The 17,502-nt window shown below is 45.2% G+C and carries 16 protein-coding genes and 1 riboswitch; of the genes, 10 read left to right on the top strand and 6 right to left on the bottom strand.

Annotation, left to right across the window (positions count from 1 at the left end; translation table 11 throughout):
• Positions 1-142: 142 nt before the first annotated feature.
• Positions 143-445: an antibiotic biosynthesis monooxygenase gene (locus tag VIN08_RS27095; RefSeq protein ID WP_331972541.1), complete on the top strand. Its 303-nt coding sequence runs from the start codon at positions 143-145 to the stop codon at positions 443-445.
• Here VIN08_RS27095 and VIN08_RS27090 read toward each other — a convergent pair.
• The 5 genes from VIN08_RS27090 to VIN08_RS27070 are packed head-to-tail and all read right to left on the bottom strand — an operon-like array spanning position 435 to position 4,179.
• Entirely contained in the window at positions 435-1,766 is a 1,332-nt protein-coding gene (locus VIN08_RS27090) for an APC family permease (RefSeq protein ID WP_331972538.1), read from the bottom strand. The two genes, VIN08_RS27095 and VIN08_RS27090, sit on opposite strands and share 11 nt — an antisense overlap.
• 1 nt (position 1,767) lies before the next feature.
• The gene (locus VIN08_RS27085; RefSeq protein ID WP_331972535.1) at positions 1,768-2,568 is read right to left on the bottom strand and encodes a mycofactocin-coupled SDR family oxidoreductase; all 801 of its coding nucleotides are present in this window, start codon (positions 2,566-2,568) and stop codon (positions 1,768-1,770) included.
• Positions 2,569-2,608: 40 nt separating this feature from the next.
• A complete protein-coding gene (locus VIN08_RS27080) occupies positions 2,609-3,127 on the bottom strand; it encodes a nuclear transport factor 2 family protein (protein WP_331972532.1) in 519 nt (172 codons plus the stop codon).
• Positions 3,128-3,161: 34 nt separating this feature from the next.
• A complete protein-coding gene (locus VIN08_RS27075; protein WP_331972529.1) occupies positions 3,162-3,722 on the bottom strand; it encodes a hypothetical protein in 561 nt (186 codons plus the stop codon).
• 34 nt (positions 3,723-3,756) lie between these two features.
• Positions 3,757-4,179, bottom strand: a complete 423-nt coding sequence (locus VIN08_RS27070) for a hypothetical protein (RefSeq protein ID WP_331972526.1) — start codon at positions 4,177-4,179, stop codon at positions 3,757-3,759.
• Positions 4,180-4,491: 312 nt separating this feature from the next.
• A riboswitch (SAM riboswitch) is annotated at positions 4,492-4,588 on the top strand.
• Positions 4,589-4,869: 281 nt separating this feature from the next.
• On the opposite strand from VIN08_RS27070, the gene VIN08_RS27065 reads away from it, so the two are divergent.
• From VIN08_RS27065 to VIN08_RS27030, 8 genes are all read left to right on the top strand, one after another.
• Positions 4,870-5,016, top strand: a complete 147-nt coding sequence (locus VIN08_RS27065) for a hypothetical protein (protein ID WP_331972523.1) — start codon at positions 4,870-4,872, stop codon at positions 5,014-5,016.
• Between the two features lie 143 nt (positions 5,017-5,159).
• Positions 5,160-8,174 carry a TonB-dependent receptor gene (locus tag VIN08_RS27060; protein WP_331972520.1) on the top strand — a complete coding sequence of 1,005 codons (3,015 nt, stop codon included), beginning with the start codon at positions 5,160-5,162 and terminating at the stop codon, positions 8,172-8,174.
• 17 nt (positions 8,175-8,191) lie between these two features.
• Positions 8,192-9,544, top strand: a complete 1,353-nt coding sequence (locus VIN08_RS27055) for a RagB/SusD family nutrient uptake outer membrane protein (RefSeq protein WP_331972517.1) — start codon at positions 8,192-8,194, stop codon at positions 9,542-9,544.
• 24 nt (positions 9,545-9,568) lie between these two features.
• Positions 9,569-10,990, top strand: a complete 1,422-nt coding sequence (locus tag VIN08_RS27050) for a DoxX family protein (protein WP_331972515.1) — start codon at positions 9,569-9,571, stop codon at positions 10,988-10,990.
• Positions 10,991-11,002: 12 nt separating this feature from the next.
• Positions 11,003-12,625 (top strand): hypothetical protein, encoded by a 1,623-nt coding sequence (locus VIN08_RS27045; RefSeq protein WP_331972513.1) that lies wholly within the window; start codon positions 11,003-11,005, stop codon positions 12,623-12,625.
• Positions 12,626-12,717: 92 nt separating this feature from the next.
• A complete protein-coding gene (locus tag VIN08_RS27040; RefSeq protein ID WP_331972511.1) occupies positions 12,718-13,248 on the top strand; it encodes a c-type cytochrome in 531 nt (176 codons plus the stop codon).
• Positions 13,245-14,495 (top strand): sulfite dehydrogenase, encoded by a 1,251-nt coding sequence (gene soxC, locus VIN08_RS27035; RefSeq protein WP_331972509.1) that lies wholly within the window; start codon positions 13,245-13,247, stop codon positions 14,493-14,495. The genes VIN08_RS27040 and soxC overlap by 4 nt, the downstream gene beginning before the upstream one ends.
• Positions 14,496-14,525: 30 nt before the next feature.
• Entirely contained in the window at positions 14,526-15,947 is a 1,422-nt protein-coding gene (locus tag VIN08_RS27030) for an NAD(P)/FAD-dependent oxidoreductase (RefSeq protein ID WP_331972544.1), read from the top strand.
• A 15-nt stretch (positions 15,948-15,962) separates the two neighbouring features.
• Here the strand turns inward: VIN08_RS27030 and VIN08_RS27025 are convergent, their stop codons facing one another.
• Entirely contained in the window at positions 15,963-16,847 is an 885-nt protein-coding gene (locus tag VIN08_RS27025) for a PhzF family phenazine biosynthesis protein (RefSeq protein ID WP_331972507.1), read from the bottom strand.
• A 111-nt stretch (positions 16,848-16,958) separates the two neighbouring features.
• Here VIN08_RS27025 and VIN08_RS27020 point away from each other — a divergent pair, with 111 nt between their 5' ends.
• The gene (locus VIN08_RS27020) at positions 16,959-17,342 is read left to right on the top strand and encodes a helix-turn-helix domain-containing protein (protein WP_331972506.1); all 384 of its coding nucleotides are present in this window, start codon (positions 16,959-16,961) and stop codon (positions 17,340-17,342) included.
• The last annotated feature ends 160 nt before the right edge of the window (positions 17,343-17,502 follow it).

Below are 17,502 nucleotides of genomic sequence, written 5' to 3'. Positions count from 1 at the left end.
TTACAACAGCCTATACCGGTATATATCCTTTTACGGGGGTTGTTCGCAACCTGGTGATCGAGCAAAAGCTGGAAGCAGGCGGTACGCATTGAAGTGGTGTCTGTTGAATTGTATAATGTAGGGCAATGATAAATCCCTGGTGATGATAACACGCGTATGGCATGGACGAACTTCCCAGCACGATGCAGACCGCTATCTTCATTTTCTTCTTACCCGGGGAACGGAGGACTATAAAAAAGTTACCGGTAACTTATCTGTAAGAGTATGGAAACGACTTGATTATGATTGCTGCCACTTCTATACAGTAACAGAATGGACGAACGTTGAAGCGATAAAAGCGTTTGCAGGCGAAGTATATGATAAAGCCGTATACTACCCGGAAGACCAGGGTATATTACTGGAGTTTGAAGATACCGTAACACACTACGAGTCATTTATAGTTTAGCCGATGTTTGTTTAAATACCCGCTGAAGTATATAATATAGCGGAAGGCCAATAATAAAGAGTATAAATCCCACGAGAGCAGTGGCCGGCTCGAAATAGAGCACACTGAAATTAACCAGTGCATAGCCGGTAATGAAGACAATCGTCATCCACGGATATAGTTTCATTTTGTAGATGCCTGGTTGTTCGCCTTCTTTTTTTGAACGCTTTCGCAATATAAATACAGCCGAGCAGGCAGCGATTAACCCGATGCTATCAAAAAACATAACATAGCTGAGTATCTTCTGAAAGGAAGAAAGCGTAAAGAGAAACACCATGATGATGGCTACATATACCGTAAGCGCGATTTCCTGCGTTTGTGTTTTTTCATTTACACGTTTAAATACCGGTGGCAAAACGCCTTCTTCTGCCATAGCATAATATACCCGCGGGTTGGAAAGTAAAGATGCATTTACATACGCCAGCACCGCCAGAAACATAATAACCGAAACCACCACCGAAGCTATATTTCCAAAAATGAGTCCGGTCATCTCGGCAGCAAGGGCAGGAGAGTGCTTGAGACCTTCAAAGCCCAGCACCCGCACATACGATATATTTACCAGCAGATAGCAGACCAGCACGATAAACATACCGGTAAATATAGCGCGTGGCATAGTGCGGTTTGCCCGTGGTACATCGCTTCCGAAATTCATGGTTTGATGATAACCGCCATACGTAAAAAATATAGGTACAAAGCAGACCCAGAAAGCTTTAAGCGAGTCTTCGGTAGACAACGACTGTGTAGCCGGAGATTGTTCGGAAGAATGAAAGAACATGGCACTGATCAGCAGGATTAACATCCCGATCTTGATGATCATTAATACATTCAACGTTCGCGCTCCCATTTTTATACCCAACAGGTTAATGCCGTAGAGCAATAGTATAGCAGCGATCGTTACGATACGACTGCTGGTTTCGGAAGCGAGCCCTGGGAACACGAGCGGTGTTATATACTCGGCACCCATAATGGCTACCGATGCACTGGAACCTGCGTTGGCAATAACCGATATCCAGTTTACCATAAAGGCAAAAGCCGGATGATAACAATGCGAGAATATTTTATAGAAGCCTCCGGCTGCCGGATAGCGCGAGCCTACTTCTGCCAGCGTGAGCGCACCGAATAAACTGATCACAGCGCCGGCTATCCACGCCATAAAAAAAACAGAAGGCAGTTGTGCCTTCTGTGCGATCTCAACAGGTGTACGAAATATACCCGTGCCGATGACAACGCTTACTACGATCATCGTCAGGTCGAATGTATTGAGCCGGGGTTTGATCGACATATCAGCGCGTCAATAGTCCGGCATCCAGTACGAATTGTGTACCGGTAATATAGCGCGCCTTGTCTGATACAAGATATAGCACTGCGTTGGCTACATCTTCCGCTTCAATCCAGGGAACAGGAAGTAAATTTCCCGCAGAAGCTTCAGCGATCTGCTGCGGAGTTTTTCCTTCCAGTGCCGCGAGCCCGTCATTCATTGGAGTATTTACCCCGGTAGGATGAATGGAGTTTACGCGTATGTTATAGGCTGCCAGCTCAAGCGCCCACGACTTTGTCAAACCAACAAGTCCCCATTTAGAAGCAGCGTAATGACTCAACCGGTTCATGCCTCTCAACCCGGCAACAGAAGAGTTGTTGATAATGTTGCCGGATTTTTGGTTGATCATATAGGGAATGATGTGTCGTGCTGCGAGCCAGGCACCTTTCAGGTTAATGTCAATCATGGCATCCCATGCTTCTTCCGTTAATTCGTGTGCCCGTCCATACGCACATATACCGGCATTGTTGAAGAGTATATCAATGCGCTTGAATTGCTGAAAGGTTTTGTCAACCGCTTCCTTTACCTGGGCATTCACGCGTACATCGCCTTGCAGCGGTATATATTGCACGCCATGATGTTCAACCTCTCGCTGCAGCGATGCAAGGTCATCTGATGAGGCAAGTTTATAACCGGGATAAGAAAGTTGTTGGGCTACATCAAATGCAGCAATGTGTACACCTTCCCGGGCTAACGCTATAGCAGTGGCTCTTCCCTGTCCATGTGCTGCCCCGGTAATAAATGCAACCTGACCCTTCAGTGACATAATCAATATTTAGTTTGAGTTATAGGTATGGAATTACACTTTAGAACATGGGATGCGGATTGGCTGATTTCTCAGGCACCGTCTGTATAACATCCCAGTGTTCCACGATCTTGTTATTCTCTAACCGGAAAATATCAACGATCGAAGAGACCTTGCCACCGAAAGTTGCTTTGGTGTGAATATATACCAGGTCGCCATCTGCTGACAGGTGATGTATATCGATTTTTTCTTTCGGAGCTCCTTTAAACCATTGTACTACGGCTTGCTTTAACGGCTCCTTACCATCAGGTAAAATCGGATTATGTTGTATATAGGTATCGCCTATATATTTATCAATGGCCTCCGGATTTTTGTCGCCAAATAACTCCTGGTAAAACTCGGCTACCAGTTTCTTGTTTGCCTCTGTCTGGCTTTGTGATTTTTGAAGACCGGCAACTTCCTGTTGCAGCGAATCGATCTTTGCCTGGGCCTGCGTATAGAGTTCTTTCTTTTCGCAGGAGAATAAAGCACCGGTGAATATAACACCGGCCGTAAGGGTAAGTATATATTTTGTTTTCATGGTTATGGATGTTTGTTTACATATATAATAGTGGCTATAGTGACTGATCTTTATGATCGTGAAGAGCTCTGTTTGACCGGAAAGGGAAGAGGTACTCATCAATATCTGTATGCAGCACGTTGTTAAAGATATTGGTGGCAATCATAATGCCGGCAAAGGCGGTAAGTGTAACAATTTCTTTTTCTGAATAGCGTTCTTGTATCGGTTCAAATATAGCGTCACTCACAAATCCTTTGTGTTGGGCAATGGCCGCTCCGAATGAAAGTATTTGCTGTTCATCTTCGGTCAGTTTCAGTGCATCCGGATTTTCACCTGCCTCAATAATGATCTTGCGAAAGTACGTGCTGCACAAGGGACAATCCGAAGCTTCGGAAATAGACAAGGCAAAGAGTGGAGAGAGGCGGGAGCCCAGAATCTTCTTCACATCTTCGTATAGCGGGTACCATTCCATATAGGCCAGAAAAGCATTTAGCGAATGCCCGAGTGTTGCCTTCATATTGGTAATGCGGGCATTGTAGGCGCTTATATGTTGTTGATAAGCACTTTTGGTTTCCGGAGGCGTTAACGCATCCTTCAGGGGTGATATTCTTGGCATATATAGTATAATGTTATAGTATATATATAGACTGCTATTTTTCCAGGTCAACCGGTTGCACCTCAACATCCCAGTGTGCCAGCAGAATTTCAAATCTTCGCTGCTCTTCCTTCTTCAGTTTTTCTGCATCCGGGTATAGTGCTTTCTTATAGGGCTCCGTTAAATTCGGATCGAACGCAGCCTCTTTATTCTTGAAGACAAGCGTAATACGATAATCCCACCGCGTTTCTTCTGAAGCATGTTGTCGCGGTTTCTCCAGTTGAATGGAGATGACATCGCCTTTCTCCAATGCTTTCTTCAGCAGGGGATAGTGATTCTTCTTATAAAGTTCCAGAAACTCATCGGCATATCCCCACTTTACCTTATAGTAATTTTCTATGGTGAATGTTTGATCAGCTGGCTTCTGGGCAAAGGCAACGTGGCCGGCCAGTAAAAGTATCCATACAATGTGTTTCATAAAATTCGTGTGTTATGTGTTTGAGAAACAGGAGCTGTACAATAATAATCTATTAAATCTATAGACTTAAATTTATGAATGAATTTTTCCATGCTTTTACTCGATATTTTTTTGAGAAGAGTTGAAACCGGAAAAATGTGGAACAGTTATATATATACCATTTCCGTTGGGGAAATGATGTGAATGACGTGTAGTTAATTGCCGCTCGTCCCCAGATTAACGGTATTTACATTAAAAAGCTATTAAATCTATTGACTTGATAGATTTTGATTGTATGTTTGCCTCACATTAATCAATTGTCCACCGAAATTGATTTTATACAGAAGAAGGGAGAGCGCAGGCTCGATGAACTTCTAGCAACCTGTTAACACAAGGTGCTAATGCCTGTCCTGAAGAGGAACTATAAAATTTACAGCGATGGAAAAGAAATTCAACTATCAAGATCTACGCACGGGCAACACAGTATTGAAATTGTGCTGTTGTTGTTCTTCCCGTCAATAGTATCGATCGTAATTCTTCCGAGCATGTAGTGCTGCCATAAAAGAAGACGAAGTGTATTCGTGCTTCGGTTCTGGATATTTGGCTTCCGGGAGTGCATCAGTCTTTTTGGTTTGTGGTGGGATCAAACAAGATTGAGATGCACTCCTGTCGCCAGCAATTGGTTAACCCCCGAATTTAATTGTAAACATTATGAAGTCCCTTGTTTCCTTTCTTGTTCTCTACTTTTTGTTACTGCTGGTAAGCGCTGCATTAAACAGGCCACAGGCATCCGATCAAAAGCAGGTGGCGCATCGCGCACTGCCTGCCGGTAACGATCTGAAGCAGCACCGGCAGTAAAGTATATATCACGCACGGAAGTGCTTCTCCATACCGGATCCCGGTAAATTTTTGCAGACTATATATGAATGTGGCGCTGCTTTGCCTTATCGGCACGAGCAGGTAAAACTCTACTACCAGAAAATTAATCCTAATCCCTTATTATGAAAAAATATATACTTAGTATGCTCTTCTTCACGACCGTTGCTGCCCTCTATGCGCAACAAGACCTGAAGGGAGTTGTAAAAGATGATGCAGGCACACCGGTGCCCGGTGCTACGGTAAATATCAAAGGTACATCAACAGCCACTGTTACTGATGTTAATGGTGAATTTGCATTGGCTTCGGCAAAAGAATTTCCTTTTTCGCTGCAGGTAAATCTGCTGGGCTATAAATCGCAGGAAGTAGAAATATATGAACGCATCGAAGAGCCGCTCGAAGTGGTTTTGAAAACGGATGGGCTACTGGACGAAATTGTGATTGTAGGTTACGGAACACAGGAGCGAAAAGATCTCATTGGTTCGATCGCTAAAATAAATCCGGGTGAAGTTCGCAGTATACCGGCAGGAAGTTTTGATGCGCAATTGCAAGGTAAAGTTTCCGGAGTGCAGATCTCCAGCAATACGGGTGTGCCGGGCGAAACGGTAAATGTACGCGTGCGCGGAGCAACCTCTATCAATGCAGACAACGATCCTCTCTATGTGGTGGATGGTGTATTTATCAACAGCAACAGCTTGCAAACGATAAGCACCGGTGGTAAAGCGACTTCACCTATAGCCGATATAAACCCGGCCGACATTGAAAGTATAGAAGTGCTGAAGGATGCAGAAGCAACAGCGCTATATGGATCGCGCGGAGCAAACGGTGTTGTTATCGTTACGACCAGGCGCGGCAGTTTCGAACAGAAGCCTACCGTAAATTTCAATGCTTCGTATGGTTGGGCAAAAGCTGCCAAACTTTGGGAACTTACTACCGGACCGGAACACGCGCAACTGGTAAATGAGTGGTGGATCAACACAGGTATAGATGATCCGAAGTTGAATCGTACGTATGCCAACAGACCTTTCCGTCCGGTGTCAGAAGGAGGGCGCGGTCTTCCGGAAGAACAACAGACCTACGACCGCCTCAGTGAAGTATTCAGAACAGCTACACTGCAGAACTATGATGTATCCCTCACCGGTGGAACAGTGAATACTAAATATTATGTAGGCGTAGGGTATAACAAACAGGAATCTATACTTCGCCCGATAGATTTTACCCGTTCAAGTTTCAAGGTAAACCTGGATCAAAAGGTTAGTGATAAAGTACAGATCGGTGTGAGCAATGCGCTTACGCGTTCGTATAGAAATCAGGGCCGTGCAGGCGATGGTCCGCAGGGCGGACTTTTACAGGCAGCCTTGCATACACCAACGTATTTGTCGCCCTATAATGAGAATGGTGAATTGGTAGGCCGTGCCGGTTTCGACAATGTTACGCTGTTGCTCAACAACTATGATGTTAACTCCATAAGCCTTCGGTATATCGGTAATATATATGCTGAAGCGCAGCTTCTTCCGGGACTTACCTTCCGCACAAGTTTTGGTGCAGACTATAACAACTACGATGAATCAGAATATTGGAATACCTATACATTACTGGGGGCACAGGGAGGTCTTGCTACATCGAGCGTAAGTCAATTTACTACACTGCTCAATGAACAGACATTATCCTATAAAAAGGAAATTGGTAAACATGCTTTCGGAGCGTTGATCGGTAATACACTGCAAAGCGATGTACTCTCACGCACGTATGCAGAGGGAAGAGGCTTTGCCAGTAACGATCTGAAAACTATTTCAGCCGCGGCCAGCACTACCAGTACACAAAGCTGGACGAAGAGTACACTTGCTTCATTCTTTGCGAAAGTAAATTATGGTTTCAACGATCGTTACCTGCTGGATGTAAGTATACGTACCGATGGTTCATCGCGCTTCGGTGCAAAAAACCGCTGGGGATATTTTCCTTCAGTAGGAGCAGCCTGGCGCGTGAAGCAGGAAAGCTTTTTGAAAGATATAGCAGCCATCAGCGAACTTAAACTGCGTGCAAGCTATGGTCTTATCGGAAATCAGAATGGTATAGGAAATTTTGCCGCGCAAGGTTTGTGGTCGGGCAGTGCATCGTATCAGAGCAACCCCGGTATAGCACCACAGCAATTGGCAAACCCCGATCTGAAGTGGGAAACTACACGACAGTTTAATGCCGGTGTGGATGTAGGTCTGTGGGGCGATCGCCTTTCGTTCGAGTTCAATGTATATAATAAATATACCACCAACGGATTGTTGCTGGTAACACTGCCGGCAAAAACAGGATTTGCCAGCTATTGGAAGAATGGAGCCGAGATCAGCAACAAAGGATTTGAGTTTGCTATTACATCGCAGAACATTACCCGCAGTGATTTTTCATGGACAACCACATTCAACATTTCGAGAAATGTAAACAACATTGAAAAGTTAGCGACCCCGTTGAAGTATGGCAGCCGTGATCTTATACTGCAGCAGCAAGGCCACCCGCTATATTCTTTCTGGGTATATAAAGAAAAAGGTGTTGATCCGCAGACCGGTAATGTGATCTATGACGAAGTAGTAAAAGATAACAAGATCACAACTGAAGATCGCCAGATATACGGAAGTATATGGCCGGACTTCTTTGGCGGAATTACCAACAACCTCAAGTATAAAGGTTTTGACTTCTCGGTGTTTTTCGCTTTCCAGTATGGCAACGAAGTATATAATCACAACCGTTTCTTTGGTGAAGGTGGTGGTGCGCGCGATGCTGCGCGTGTAATCTTCAAGCACAACATGGATCGCTGGCAGAAACCAGGTGATGTTACCGATGTTCCGCGCCCGGATGGTGTAAACGTAAATAACTATCGCGATGGTGGCAGCCGCTGGCTCGAAGATGGTTCGTTCCTGCGCCTGCGTTCACTCACACTGGGATATACACTGCCTGCAGCACTCGTGCAACGTCTCAATCTTGGCTCGGTGCGGGTATATGCAGCCGGCACCAACCTGTTGCTCTTTACACATTATACCGGGCTTGATCCTGAATCAGCGGCCAGCAGCAGTCAGAATGAGCAGGGTATAGATCTTGGCACACCTCCGCAGCCAAGAAGTATACAGTTTGGTGTAAATGTTTCCCTATAATTTAAATGAAGAACAATATGAGAACGAAAATATATACTTCCTTTCTGTTCATATTACTGATAGCTGTGGTTACTTCCTGCAACGACTTTTTGGATGTAACACCGAAAGACTCGCTGTCTACTACCGATGATGTGATCGTTGATAAAGCTTCTGCAGAATCAGCGGTAAGAGGTTTATATAGTGCATTGGGCGATGCCGGTTATTATGGAACATCGTTTCAATCGATCGGTTACCTCTCCGGAGATAACATTCAGTGGACCGGTTCACAATCGCAGGTACAGGAGTTTATCAATCATAAAGTAAATGCCGACAACGCTACGATCAGCGCTGCCTGGAATGCTATATACAGGGCGATCAACCGCGCGAACAATATTATAGCAGCAGTGCCTGCTATAACCGACCCGGTGCTGACCGATGCGCTGCGCAATCAATATTTAGGCGAAGCATACTTTGTGCGTTCACTGTCGTATTTCGATTTGGCAAGAACCTGGGGTGGGGCTCCGATCATCACGAAGCCTACTACGGTAGCAGGTGAAAATGGAGATATAGGCAAGAGCCCGCAGGAGCAGGTATATGCACAGTCTCTGAGCGATCTTGAGCTGGCTGAAACATTATTGCCGGAAACAACGGATCGCTATCGTGCAACGCGTAAAACAGCGTGGGCATTGAAAGCGCGATTCTATCTATACCAGCAAGATTATCCGAAAGCAGAAGAGTATGCATCCAAACTGATTGCGGATTCAAAGTATAAATTATTGAAACCCTATAGCGCTTTCTTCGCAGCGAATGCGCGCGGTACCGATGAGTCTGTATTTGAAATATTCTATAATGGAACAACAGAGGTAAACTCGCACCGTAACCAGTGGCAACCACAAACCAATGGCGGCACACGGCAGTGGGCCCCCAACGATGCACTTGTTGCCTTGCTGAATAATGTCGCTATAGGAGGGACACGCAGTACACTCGTAGCAAAAGATAATCAGAACCGCTGGTACGGTAACCTGTACTATCGCACGCCAGCATCCGATCCATCCTATATATTTCGTATCGCTGAACTATACCTGATCCGTGCTGAGGCGCGGGCACAACAGGACGAACTGGTAGATGCATTGGCCGATCTGAATGCCGTGCGCGATCGTTCGTCTGTGCCTGGGAGTACATCCTCTACGAAGGAAGATCTATTACTCGACATTGAGAATGAACGCAGAGTAGAGTTTGCACTGGAGCCGCATCGCTGGTTCGACCTGGTGAGAACCGGTCGTGCAGATGATGTACTGAATGTGACGGAATCTTTCCGACTGGTGTTGCCAATTCCGGCCGACCAGATATTGGTAGATGGTAATCTGGTTCCTCAAAATCAAGGATATTAATTATATACCTATAAATAATTTATCATGGCACTTCTGAATAAACTGGTTGTACCAACAGAAGGTACTCACAACGAACACAGCGTAAAAGATGTGTTGGGAACGTCCCGTGAATCGCAGGTATTTACACCTGAATGGAAGAACTATGAAAAGATATTGTTTCGTTTCTTCTTCATTTATTTTTCGCTGCAGGTAATTCCGCTCGACTGGAAATATTACCGTGACTTAATCTCGCTGGATTGGTTTTCATTGCATTTCGGTAATTTTTTCTACCTGGCGCATTATACACCGCGGTTCTTTTCGAATGTACCGGTTTTTGAAGACTGGCTTGTGACAGGTGCTATCGCTATAGCCGGTGCTATCGTGTGGGGACTTGCCGATCAAAGGCGCAGAGAATATAACAAACTATATTACTGGTTGCGTGTAGCCTTGCGTTATCGCCTGGCGGCAGCGTTGCTTGCCTATGGCTTTATAAAATTCTTCCCGATGCAAATGCCGTTGCCATCACTGAGTAATCTGAATACCCACTACGGAGATATAGCAGACTGGAAAGTATTTTCGATGAGCACGGGGATCGTGCCGGGCTATGAATCCTTTCTGGGCCTGGTGGAAATATCAGCAGCACTTTTGTTGCTCTATAGAAAGACGGCTTCGATAGGCGCTTTTATCATTATACCGTTTACCGGCAACGTAATACTTTCAAACCTGGCGTACGAAGGAGGGGAGTATGTATATGGATCGTTGCTGGCGAGCTTCGCTATATTTCTGCTTGCCTACGATGTGCCGCGACTTATTTCGCTGACTTCGCAGGAGAAAATAACCTCTCCGCCTCGTTTCAAACCTTCTTTTGCTGATGACTCTATCCGCAATGCGCGCATTATCCTCAAAAGTGTTTTTGTTTTTGTATTTGTTGTTCTCTATGCTTTCAGAACGTATGCAAGCTATAGCGAGGATATATACCAGTATCCGAACAGTAAAGGTTTAGCCGGTGCGAGTGGTATCTATACTGTAACACAGTTCAGTATCAATGGAAAAGAGTTACCTCCTTCGGCAACCGACCCGCTGCGCTGGAAGGATGTCGTGTTCGAGAAGTGGGCCACGTTAAGTATCCGTTCGAACAGCCCGGTAGTTCCGCAGATAGCTACTACAGAAGAGATCTTTACCGACAACGATGATCGCATCTATGAATTTTCGGGCACCACTTCGCGTCACTATTATACCTATCGTATAGATTCTGCGCAGCACGTACTTACGCTGAAGAACCGGAACAGCCATCATGCGGCCGACCAGTTTACATTGAAATATGAACGTCCGGCCAACGATCAGATCGTGCTTTCCGGTATTAATGCGCAGAACGATTCGCTTCGCGTTGTGCTGCATCGCATCGATAAAAAATACCTCTTGCAGGAAGCTGCCAAACAGGGAAGACGAAGAGGTTTGAAACTATAATATACAAGTACTATGTCAGCCAATACACCCGATACATCTTTAAAAGATACCGGCACTGCAAAATGGAAGCAGAGTCACCTCGTGGCATTTCGTATAGCCTTTATCTTTTTTATCAGTATATGTATACCCAATAACCTGGAGTGGTATAAACACGTGATCAGCATCGACTGGACGCGCCTGCATTACCGCGATCTATATGATATTGCCCGGTTTGGTTCTGGTCTTAATATATTTGGGAATACCATTTTTGGTAATGCCCTGCAAGGCTATGCCAACTGGATCATAACATTGCTCGTGAGTATTGTTGGCGGAGTGATCTGGACATTTATTGACAAGAAGCGAAAGCCGGAACCTGCCGAGTATAATTTGCTATATTATTGGCTTCGTGCTATTGTTCGCTACCGTGCTGCCATTGGTATTATAGGCTTTGGATTTACAAAATTACTTCCGGTGCAAATGCCTTATCCTTCATACGGATTGCTGAACACCGACTTTGGCGACTTTACTGCCCAGAAGATATACTGGCTTTCCATTGGTATAGTGCCCTGGTACCAGGTGTTTGCCGGGGTTGTGGAAATTACGGCCGGTACATTGTTATTCTTTAGAAAGACAACCCTGATCGGTGCCGCATTACTGTTTGGTGCATTGGGAGATATAGTATATGTAAATTTTGCTTACGATGGCGGAGTGCATGTATATAGTTCTTACTTTGTATTGCTCTCGGCATTTCTGATCGTGCACTATATTCCGGGTTTGTATGCCTTGCTGATAAAGGAGAAGCCTGCACAGATTGTGAGTTACTATCCTGCGTTTTCCAAAGCGTGGCAGCGCTTCGGGCGTATAGGTATCAAAGTAGCGACCATAGGTATTTTTCTGGTGTGGCTTTTTTACCTGCAATGGATCAACTTTTTATACGATCCCTATAAACAGCCGTCCTCAAAAGGTATTACTCAGCTGAGAGGATACTATAACGTAACAACCTTCCGGGTAAATGGTAAAGATATACCGTACTCTCCGCTGGATACCGTTCGCTGGCAGGAAGCAACGTTCGAAAACTGGACATCGCTTACTTTCAAAGTAAATAAACCGGCACCACTCGATCTTTCCAATGGTGGTGGCGATCCGCAGCGCGATATTAACCGGACCTTTGAACTTACCGGTACAGCAGGAGGCAGACGTGTGTTTCATTACTATGCCGATACGCTGGAAAATATACTCTATCTGCAGGACAAGTATAAAGCGCAGCCTGACCGGAGAAATATAGTGGCCGGTGCCGGTGGCGATGGTCCCGGAAACGGAGCGCCTGCCGAAAGCAGAATAGATATACCGGCCAATCGAAAAGGCGGTATATATAGTGATGACTGGATCAGCCAGCAGGCCTGGCAACACATTGGTAATGAAGTGAACTTTATAGATCCGCGTGCGGCTACTGCCCGCAGAGATCGTGAGTTTGCACAAGCCGGAAATAAATTCGACAAGCGAAACAGGATGGTGCTCAACTACCAGACGGTTGATGGCAAGCATGTAATTCTGAAGGGCTTGAACGAAGATCAGGATTCTATCTATGTAGTGCTGGATAGAGCTGACCGGCACTATCTCCTGTCGGAAGGAAAACTGGTGGCCGGTAAATATTAGTATATATATCGGCCTGTGACAGTATGAAGATTTTTTATACGTATCCACCAGCGATGAAAAATATAGGAGTGATTTTAATCCCGGTTTTTCTTTTGATAAACTGCAAAGGAGAACGGGAGTCGGCAGCAGTTAACGATACCTCTGCGTGGCCGTCAACCTTTGGTTATGGCAGGTTGGCGAGTGTTGCCGAGATAGATTCGCTCAATACAGATGTGCGTCCGGATGGAGAAGGACTCAAGCCTGGCTCCGGTGATGCGTTGCAGGGTAAAACCATCTATATCGCCAGGTGTGCTATATGTCATGGCAAGACCGGTGTAGAGGGGCCTTATAGTAAACTTGTAGCCCGTTATCATGATCCCCACGCAAAGGGAGAGAAGGCCATCGGTAATTACTGGCCGTATGCTACAACCTTATACGACTATATTTACCGGGCCATGCCCTATAACTCGCCCGGTACATTAACAACCGATGAAGTATATAGTCTGGTAGCATTTTTACTTTATAGAAATGACATCATTGATTCAACCGCAGTAATGGATGCGCAGACATTGCCACAAGTGGAGATGCCCGCTAAAAAACTTTTTATAGATGATGACAGGAGAGGAGGACCTGAAGTGCGATGAGCGAGCAGGATAACAAAGGCGGTAAATATAGCGGCCCGCGCATCAAGCGAAGAGCCTTACTGGGTGGAGCTGCAACAGCGGCAATCGTATTGGTGCAAACAACGTTCGGTAAGGTGATGCAGAAAGCTATTACCGAAACTGAATTGACAGGAGACCCGACTAAAAAACTCGGACCACCTCCCGGTATAGTAGGAACACGCTCGCCCTTTGAGAAACCGGTAAAGCTTCCTTCTGATACTTCATCGCGTACACCGTTGCAGGATTTGTTTGGTACGATCACGCCTTCTGATCTGCATTATGAACGCCATCATGGTGGTGTGCCGTTGATCGATCCGGAGAAATATGAGCTGCTCATTCATGGTATGGTAAAGAAACCGATGATCTTTACCTTGCGCGATCTGAAACGTTTTCCCTCGGTATCGCGAATTATGTTCCTGGAATGCTCCGGTAATTTTCGAGGCAACAAAGAAACATTATCACCACAGGAAGTGTGCGGCCTTACCAGTCAAAGCGAATGGACGGGTGTTATGTTGTCGACATTATTCAGAGAAGTCGGTATTGATCCGAAGGCGAGCTGGTTTCTGGCAGAAGGATCGGATGCAGCCGTAATGACGCGAAGTATACCGATACAAAAAGGCTGGGACGACACGATGGTAGCCTATGCACAAAACGGTGAGGCTATACGCCCGGAGCAAGGTTATCCTGCGCGATTGGTACTTCCCGGATGGGAAGGGAACACATCGGTTAAGTGGATACGGAGAATCGAGATCTCCGATAAACCTTTCATGACGCGCGAAGAAACTTCGAAATATACCGAGCCTGTTGCCGGTGGCAAGATCCGGCAGTTCAGTTTTGTAATGGATGCGCGTTCGATCATTACCTATCCGGCTTATCCTGCACGCGTTGAAAAAGGATGGATTGAGATACGCGGTATAGCATGGAGTGGTCGTGGTAAAATTATAAAAGTAGAAGTAAGCACCAATGCCGGTAAAACCTGGAGCGAAGCTTTGCTTCAATCTCCCGTTCTGGATAAAGCGCATACAGCTTTTCGTTTTTTGTGGAACTGGAATGGAGAAGAAACCGAGATTATGAGTCGCGCCATTGACGAAACGGGATATATACAGCCTTCTTATAAAGATCTGTTAACGGTGCGTGGCGGAACAGGCGGCTATCATTTTAATTCAGTAACGCGCTGGGTGATACAAAGGAGCGGAGAAGTATATTTGCATCCGGATTCAAAGAAGTAACTATAGCGCGAAGCACTTGTTATGGCGAAACTGGATAAACGCGATTTCGATGTTATTGTTGTTGGCTCCGGGCCAAACGGTTTGGCAGCTGCTATAACCTTGCAACAGGAAGGACTTTCGGTTTTACTTGTAGAAGGTAAAGATACTATTGGCGGTGGTTTGCGTTCTGCACAGGTTACACTGCCGGGCTTTATACATGATCTATGTTCGGCTATACATCCGATGGCTGTGGCATCGCCATTCTTTTCTTCACTTCCGCTGCATAAGCATGGTCTTGAATTTATCCAGCCGGAATATGCCGCGGCACATCCTTTTGATGATGGAAGTGCCGCTGTGCTCAGTAACTCTCTCGATGTAACGGCAGCGTCATTGGGAAATGATGCAGAGAAATATCGTAAGCTGATTGGTATACAGGTAAAGAATTTTGATAAGCTGTTACCAGATATACTAGGACCGTTACATATTCCAAACCATCCATTGCCCTTGATACAATTTGGTTTACAGGCTCTGAAACCTGCTGATACACTGGCAAAGTATTTTACTACAAAAGAAGCACAAGGTCTTTGGGCTGGTATGGCTGCGCATTCTATTCTGCCACTTTCCAAGCTGGCAACCTCTGCTATAGGCCTGGTGTTGCTGAGTGCTGCACATGCCAGGGGATGGCCTATACCAAAAGGCGGATCGGCATCTATAGCACAGGCACTGGCTTCTTATTTTGTTTCTATAGGCGGCAAGATCGAAACGAATTTTTATGTACGATCATTGGAACAATTACCTTCTGCCCATGCTATAATATTTGATACCACACCACGCCAGTTGTTGCAAATTGCCGGGCATAAATTTTCTCCGGTCTATAAAAAACAATTACAACGGTACCGGTATGGGATGGGCGTGTTTAAAGTAGATTGGGCACTCGATGGCCCGGTGCCGTTTACCGCTGCAGCTTGTCGTGCAGCAGGGACTGTACATATAGGCAATACGTGGCAAGAGATAGCGGCATCGGAACAAACATCGTGGAGCGGTAAACATGCCGAGCAACCTTTTGTATTACTGGCGCAGCAAAGTGTTTTTGATGAGACACGAGCACCCCAGGGAAAACATACTCTGTGGGGATATTGCCATGTGCCGAATGGCTCAACGGTTGATATGACCGGGATAATAGAAAAGCAGGTAGAACGTTTTGCTCCCGGATTCAGAGATCGCATTCTTGCCCGGCAAACCATGAACACCGAACAAATGGAACTCCATAATCCCAACTATATAGGAGGCGACATCAACGGAGGAGCGATAACAATTGATCAGCTCTTTACCCGCCCTGCGCTCCGATTTTCTCCCTACAGAACTTCAGCAAAAGGCCTATATATAGGTTCGGCATCCACGCCTCCGGGCGGTGGCGTTCACGGCATGAGCGGCTACCACGCAGCAAGGAAAGTGTTGCAGGATATTTTTTAAGTATGTATATATATCTTAAAGATAAAGTGTTCCTTCCATAACAATGACGGAAGAGCCGCTGATCCAAATCCCATCACCTGAAACTTTAACATGTATATAGGAGGGATGCTTGACAGCAACACCTTGCAGGATGGTATAGTCTGTGTCTTGTTTGATATATCCCTGTTGTTCAAGATATCCGGCTAATGGCCCTGCTGCAGTTCCGGTAGCCGGGTCTTCATCAATACCAATACCGGGATTGAAGAATCGTGTTTCAGCAAGTATACTTGTATGAGGATGGTCGGTTGTAAAGAGATAGCAGCCTTCAAAGCCATATTTTTCAGATGCTTCTTTTAATCTGATTTTATCAGGCACGGCACGTTGTAAAGCCTCGCTGTTTTTTACGGGTACCATCAGGTGGGCAACTTCTGTTTGAACCACGCTGATATCCCAATGATTTAAATTCAAATCGCTCACACTCAAGCCAACGGCTTTTGTTATAGTATCAAATGGTATATGTGCAATTACCTCGGCTTTCTTTTGCTTCATGGCTACATAGGGAAGAGAATTTTTCCCGGTAATAGCCAGCGGGATTTTGGTATCTTTGATTATTACCCAGGAGTCGCCTTGCTGATCTTTAAATATATCCCATCGTTTAATCAGTGCGAGACAAACGGCACCCAGAAGATTATGACCGGCACCCACAACTTCAAATTCGCCCGGTGTAAATGAGCGTACTGCCAGTGCATGGTCTTTTTCTGAATAGTGTATAAAGGATGTTTCCGAAAATCCAAACTCTCTCGCAATGGCGTGGTATTGTTTGCTTGTAAGTTCTTCTGTGCAATGGACTACCGCGAGTTGATTGCCTTTATAGCGTTGGTCGGTAAATACATCCAGTACGTAATAGTCAAGTTCTTTCATTGTGATCGGATCATTTAGTAAATGATGCATCAAAATTATCAGGACATCGTTTATCATTGCTATAGGTTAACCGGAGGTAGCCGGTTACCTTTAGGTAACTATCAATGCTATATGGTATCAATTGACATTAACGGAAATATACAGGAAGCAACCTGTGAGCAGGAGCTGGCGGCTATTATCGACAGCCTGGAAGTATTGGGAGGCAAGTGGAAATTAAGGATTATGCGGCACCTGAATAACCATGCTTCCGAAACCAATACATTTAAAAAGATTCAGCGGGCAGTAGAAGGTATTTCATCCAAGATGCTATCAAAAGAATTGCATGACCTGGAAATGAATTTACTGATTACAAGAACTGTGCTGGATACTAAACCAGTGAGTGTAGGCTACGCTATTACAGAATATGGTTTAAGTGTTCTGCCGGTTAATGCAGTATTGGTTCAATGGGGATTGAACCATCGGCAAAGGATTAAATCGCATCCATACGATAAGTGATTGATTTGATTTACCGTATTGACATAGAGGACTGTTACAAGAATCATTGAGTATATCAATGCGACTATATGAGGAATCTGTGACATGAAATATTTAGCCATGAAAATTATAATATTATTACTTTTTTCTTGTACTATATTTTGCTGTTGTCGGAAAAGTG

Origin of the sequence: Ohtaekwangia sp., from assembly GCF_036568665.1 — a bacterium.
Classification (GTDB): domain Bacteria; phylum Bacteroidota; class Bacteroidia; order Cytophagales; family Cyclobacteriaceae; genus Ohtaekwangia.
Note: the sequence above shows the minus strand (reverse complement) of the source record. Positions and strands in the feature narration are given on the sequence as shown.

What these genes read in the sequence shown, in the direction of transcription:
- soxC (WP_331972509.1), top strand. Translation starts at nt 13,245, where the DNA reads ATGAGCGAGCAGGATAACAAAGGCGGTAAATATAGCGGCCCGCGCATC.
- VIN08_RS27050 (WP_331972515.1), top strand. Translation starts at nt 9,569, where the DNA reads ATGGCACTTCTGAATAAACTGGTTGTACCAACAGAAGGTACTCACAAC.
- VIN08_RS27080 (WP_331972532.1), bottom strand. Translation starts at nt 3,127, where the DNA reads ATGAAAACAAAATATATACTTACCCTTACGGCCGGTGTTATATTCACC.
- VIN08_RS27055 (WP_331972517.1), top strand. Translation starts at nt 8,192, where the DNA reads ATGAGAACGAAAATATATACTTCCTTTCTGTTCATATTACTGATAGCT.
- VIN08_RS27065 (WP_331972523.1), top strand. Translation starts at nt 4,870, where the DNA reads ATGAAGTCCCTTGTTTCCTTTCTTGTTCTCTACTTTTTGTTACTGCTG.
- VIN08_RS27070 (WP_331972526.1), bottom strand. Translation starts at nt 4,179, where the DNA reads ATGAAACACATTGTATGGATACTTTTACTGGCCGGCCACGTTGCCTTT.
- VIN08_RS27090 (WP_331972538.1), bottom strand. Translation starts at nt 1,766, where the DNA reads ATGTCGATCAAACCCCGGCTCAATACATTCGACCTGACGATGATCGTA.
- VIN08_RS27025 (WP_331972507.1), bottom strand. Translation starts at nt 16,847, where the DNA reads ATGAAAGAACTTGACTATTACGTACTGGATGTATTTACCGACCAACGC.
- VIN08_RS27085 (WP_331972535.1), bottom strand. Translation starts at nt 2,568, where the DNA reads ATGTCACTGAAGGGTCAGGTTGCATTTATTACCGGGGCAGCACATGGA.
- VIN08_RS27020 (WP_331972506.1), top strand. Translation starts at nt 16,959, where the DNA reads ATGGTATCAATTGACATTAACGGAAATATACAGGAAGCAACCTGTGAG.
- VIN08_RS27075 (WP_331972529.1), bottom strand. Translation starts at nt 3,722, where the DNA reads ATGCCAAGAATATCACCCCTGAAGGATGCGTTAACGCCTCCGGAAACC.
- VIN08_RS27045 (WP_331972513.1), top strand. Translation starts at nt 11,003, where the DNA reads ATGTCAGCCAATACACCCGATACATCTTTAAAAGATACCGGCACTGCA.
- VIN08_RS27060 (WP_331972520.1), top strand. Translation starts at nt 5,160, where the DNA reads ATGAAAAAATATATACTTAGTATGCTCTTCTTCACGACCGTTGCTGCC.
- VIN08_RS27095 (WP_331972541.1), top strand. Translation starts at nt 143, where the DNA reads ATGATAACACGCGTATGGCATGGACGAACTTCCCAGCACGATGCAGAC.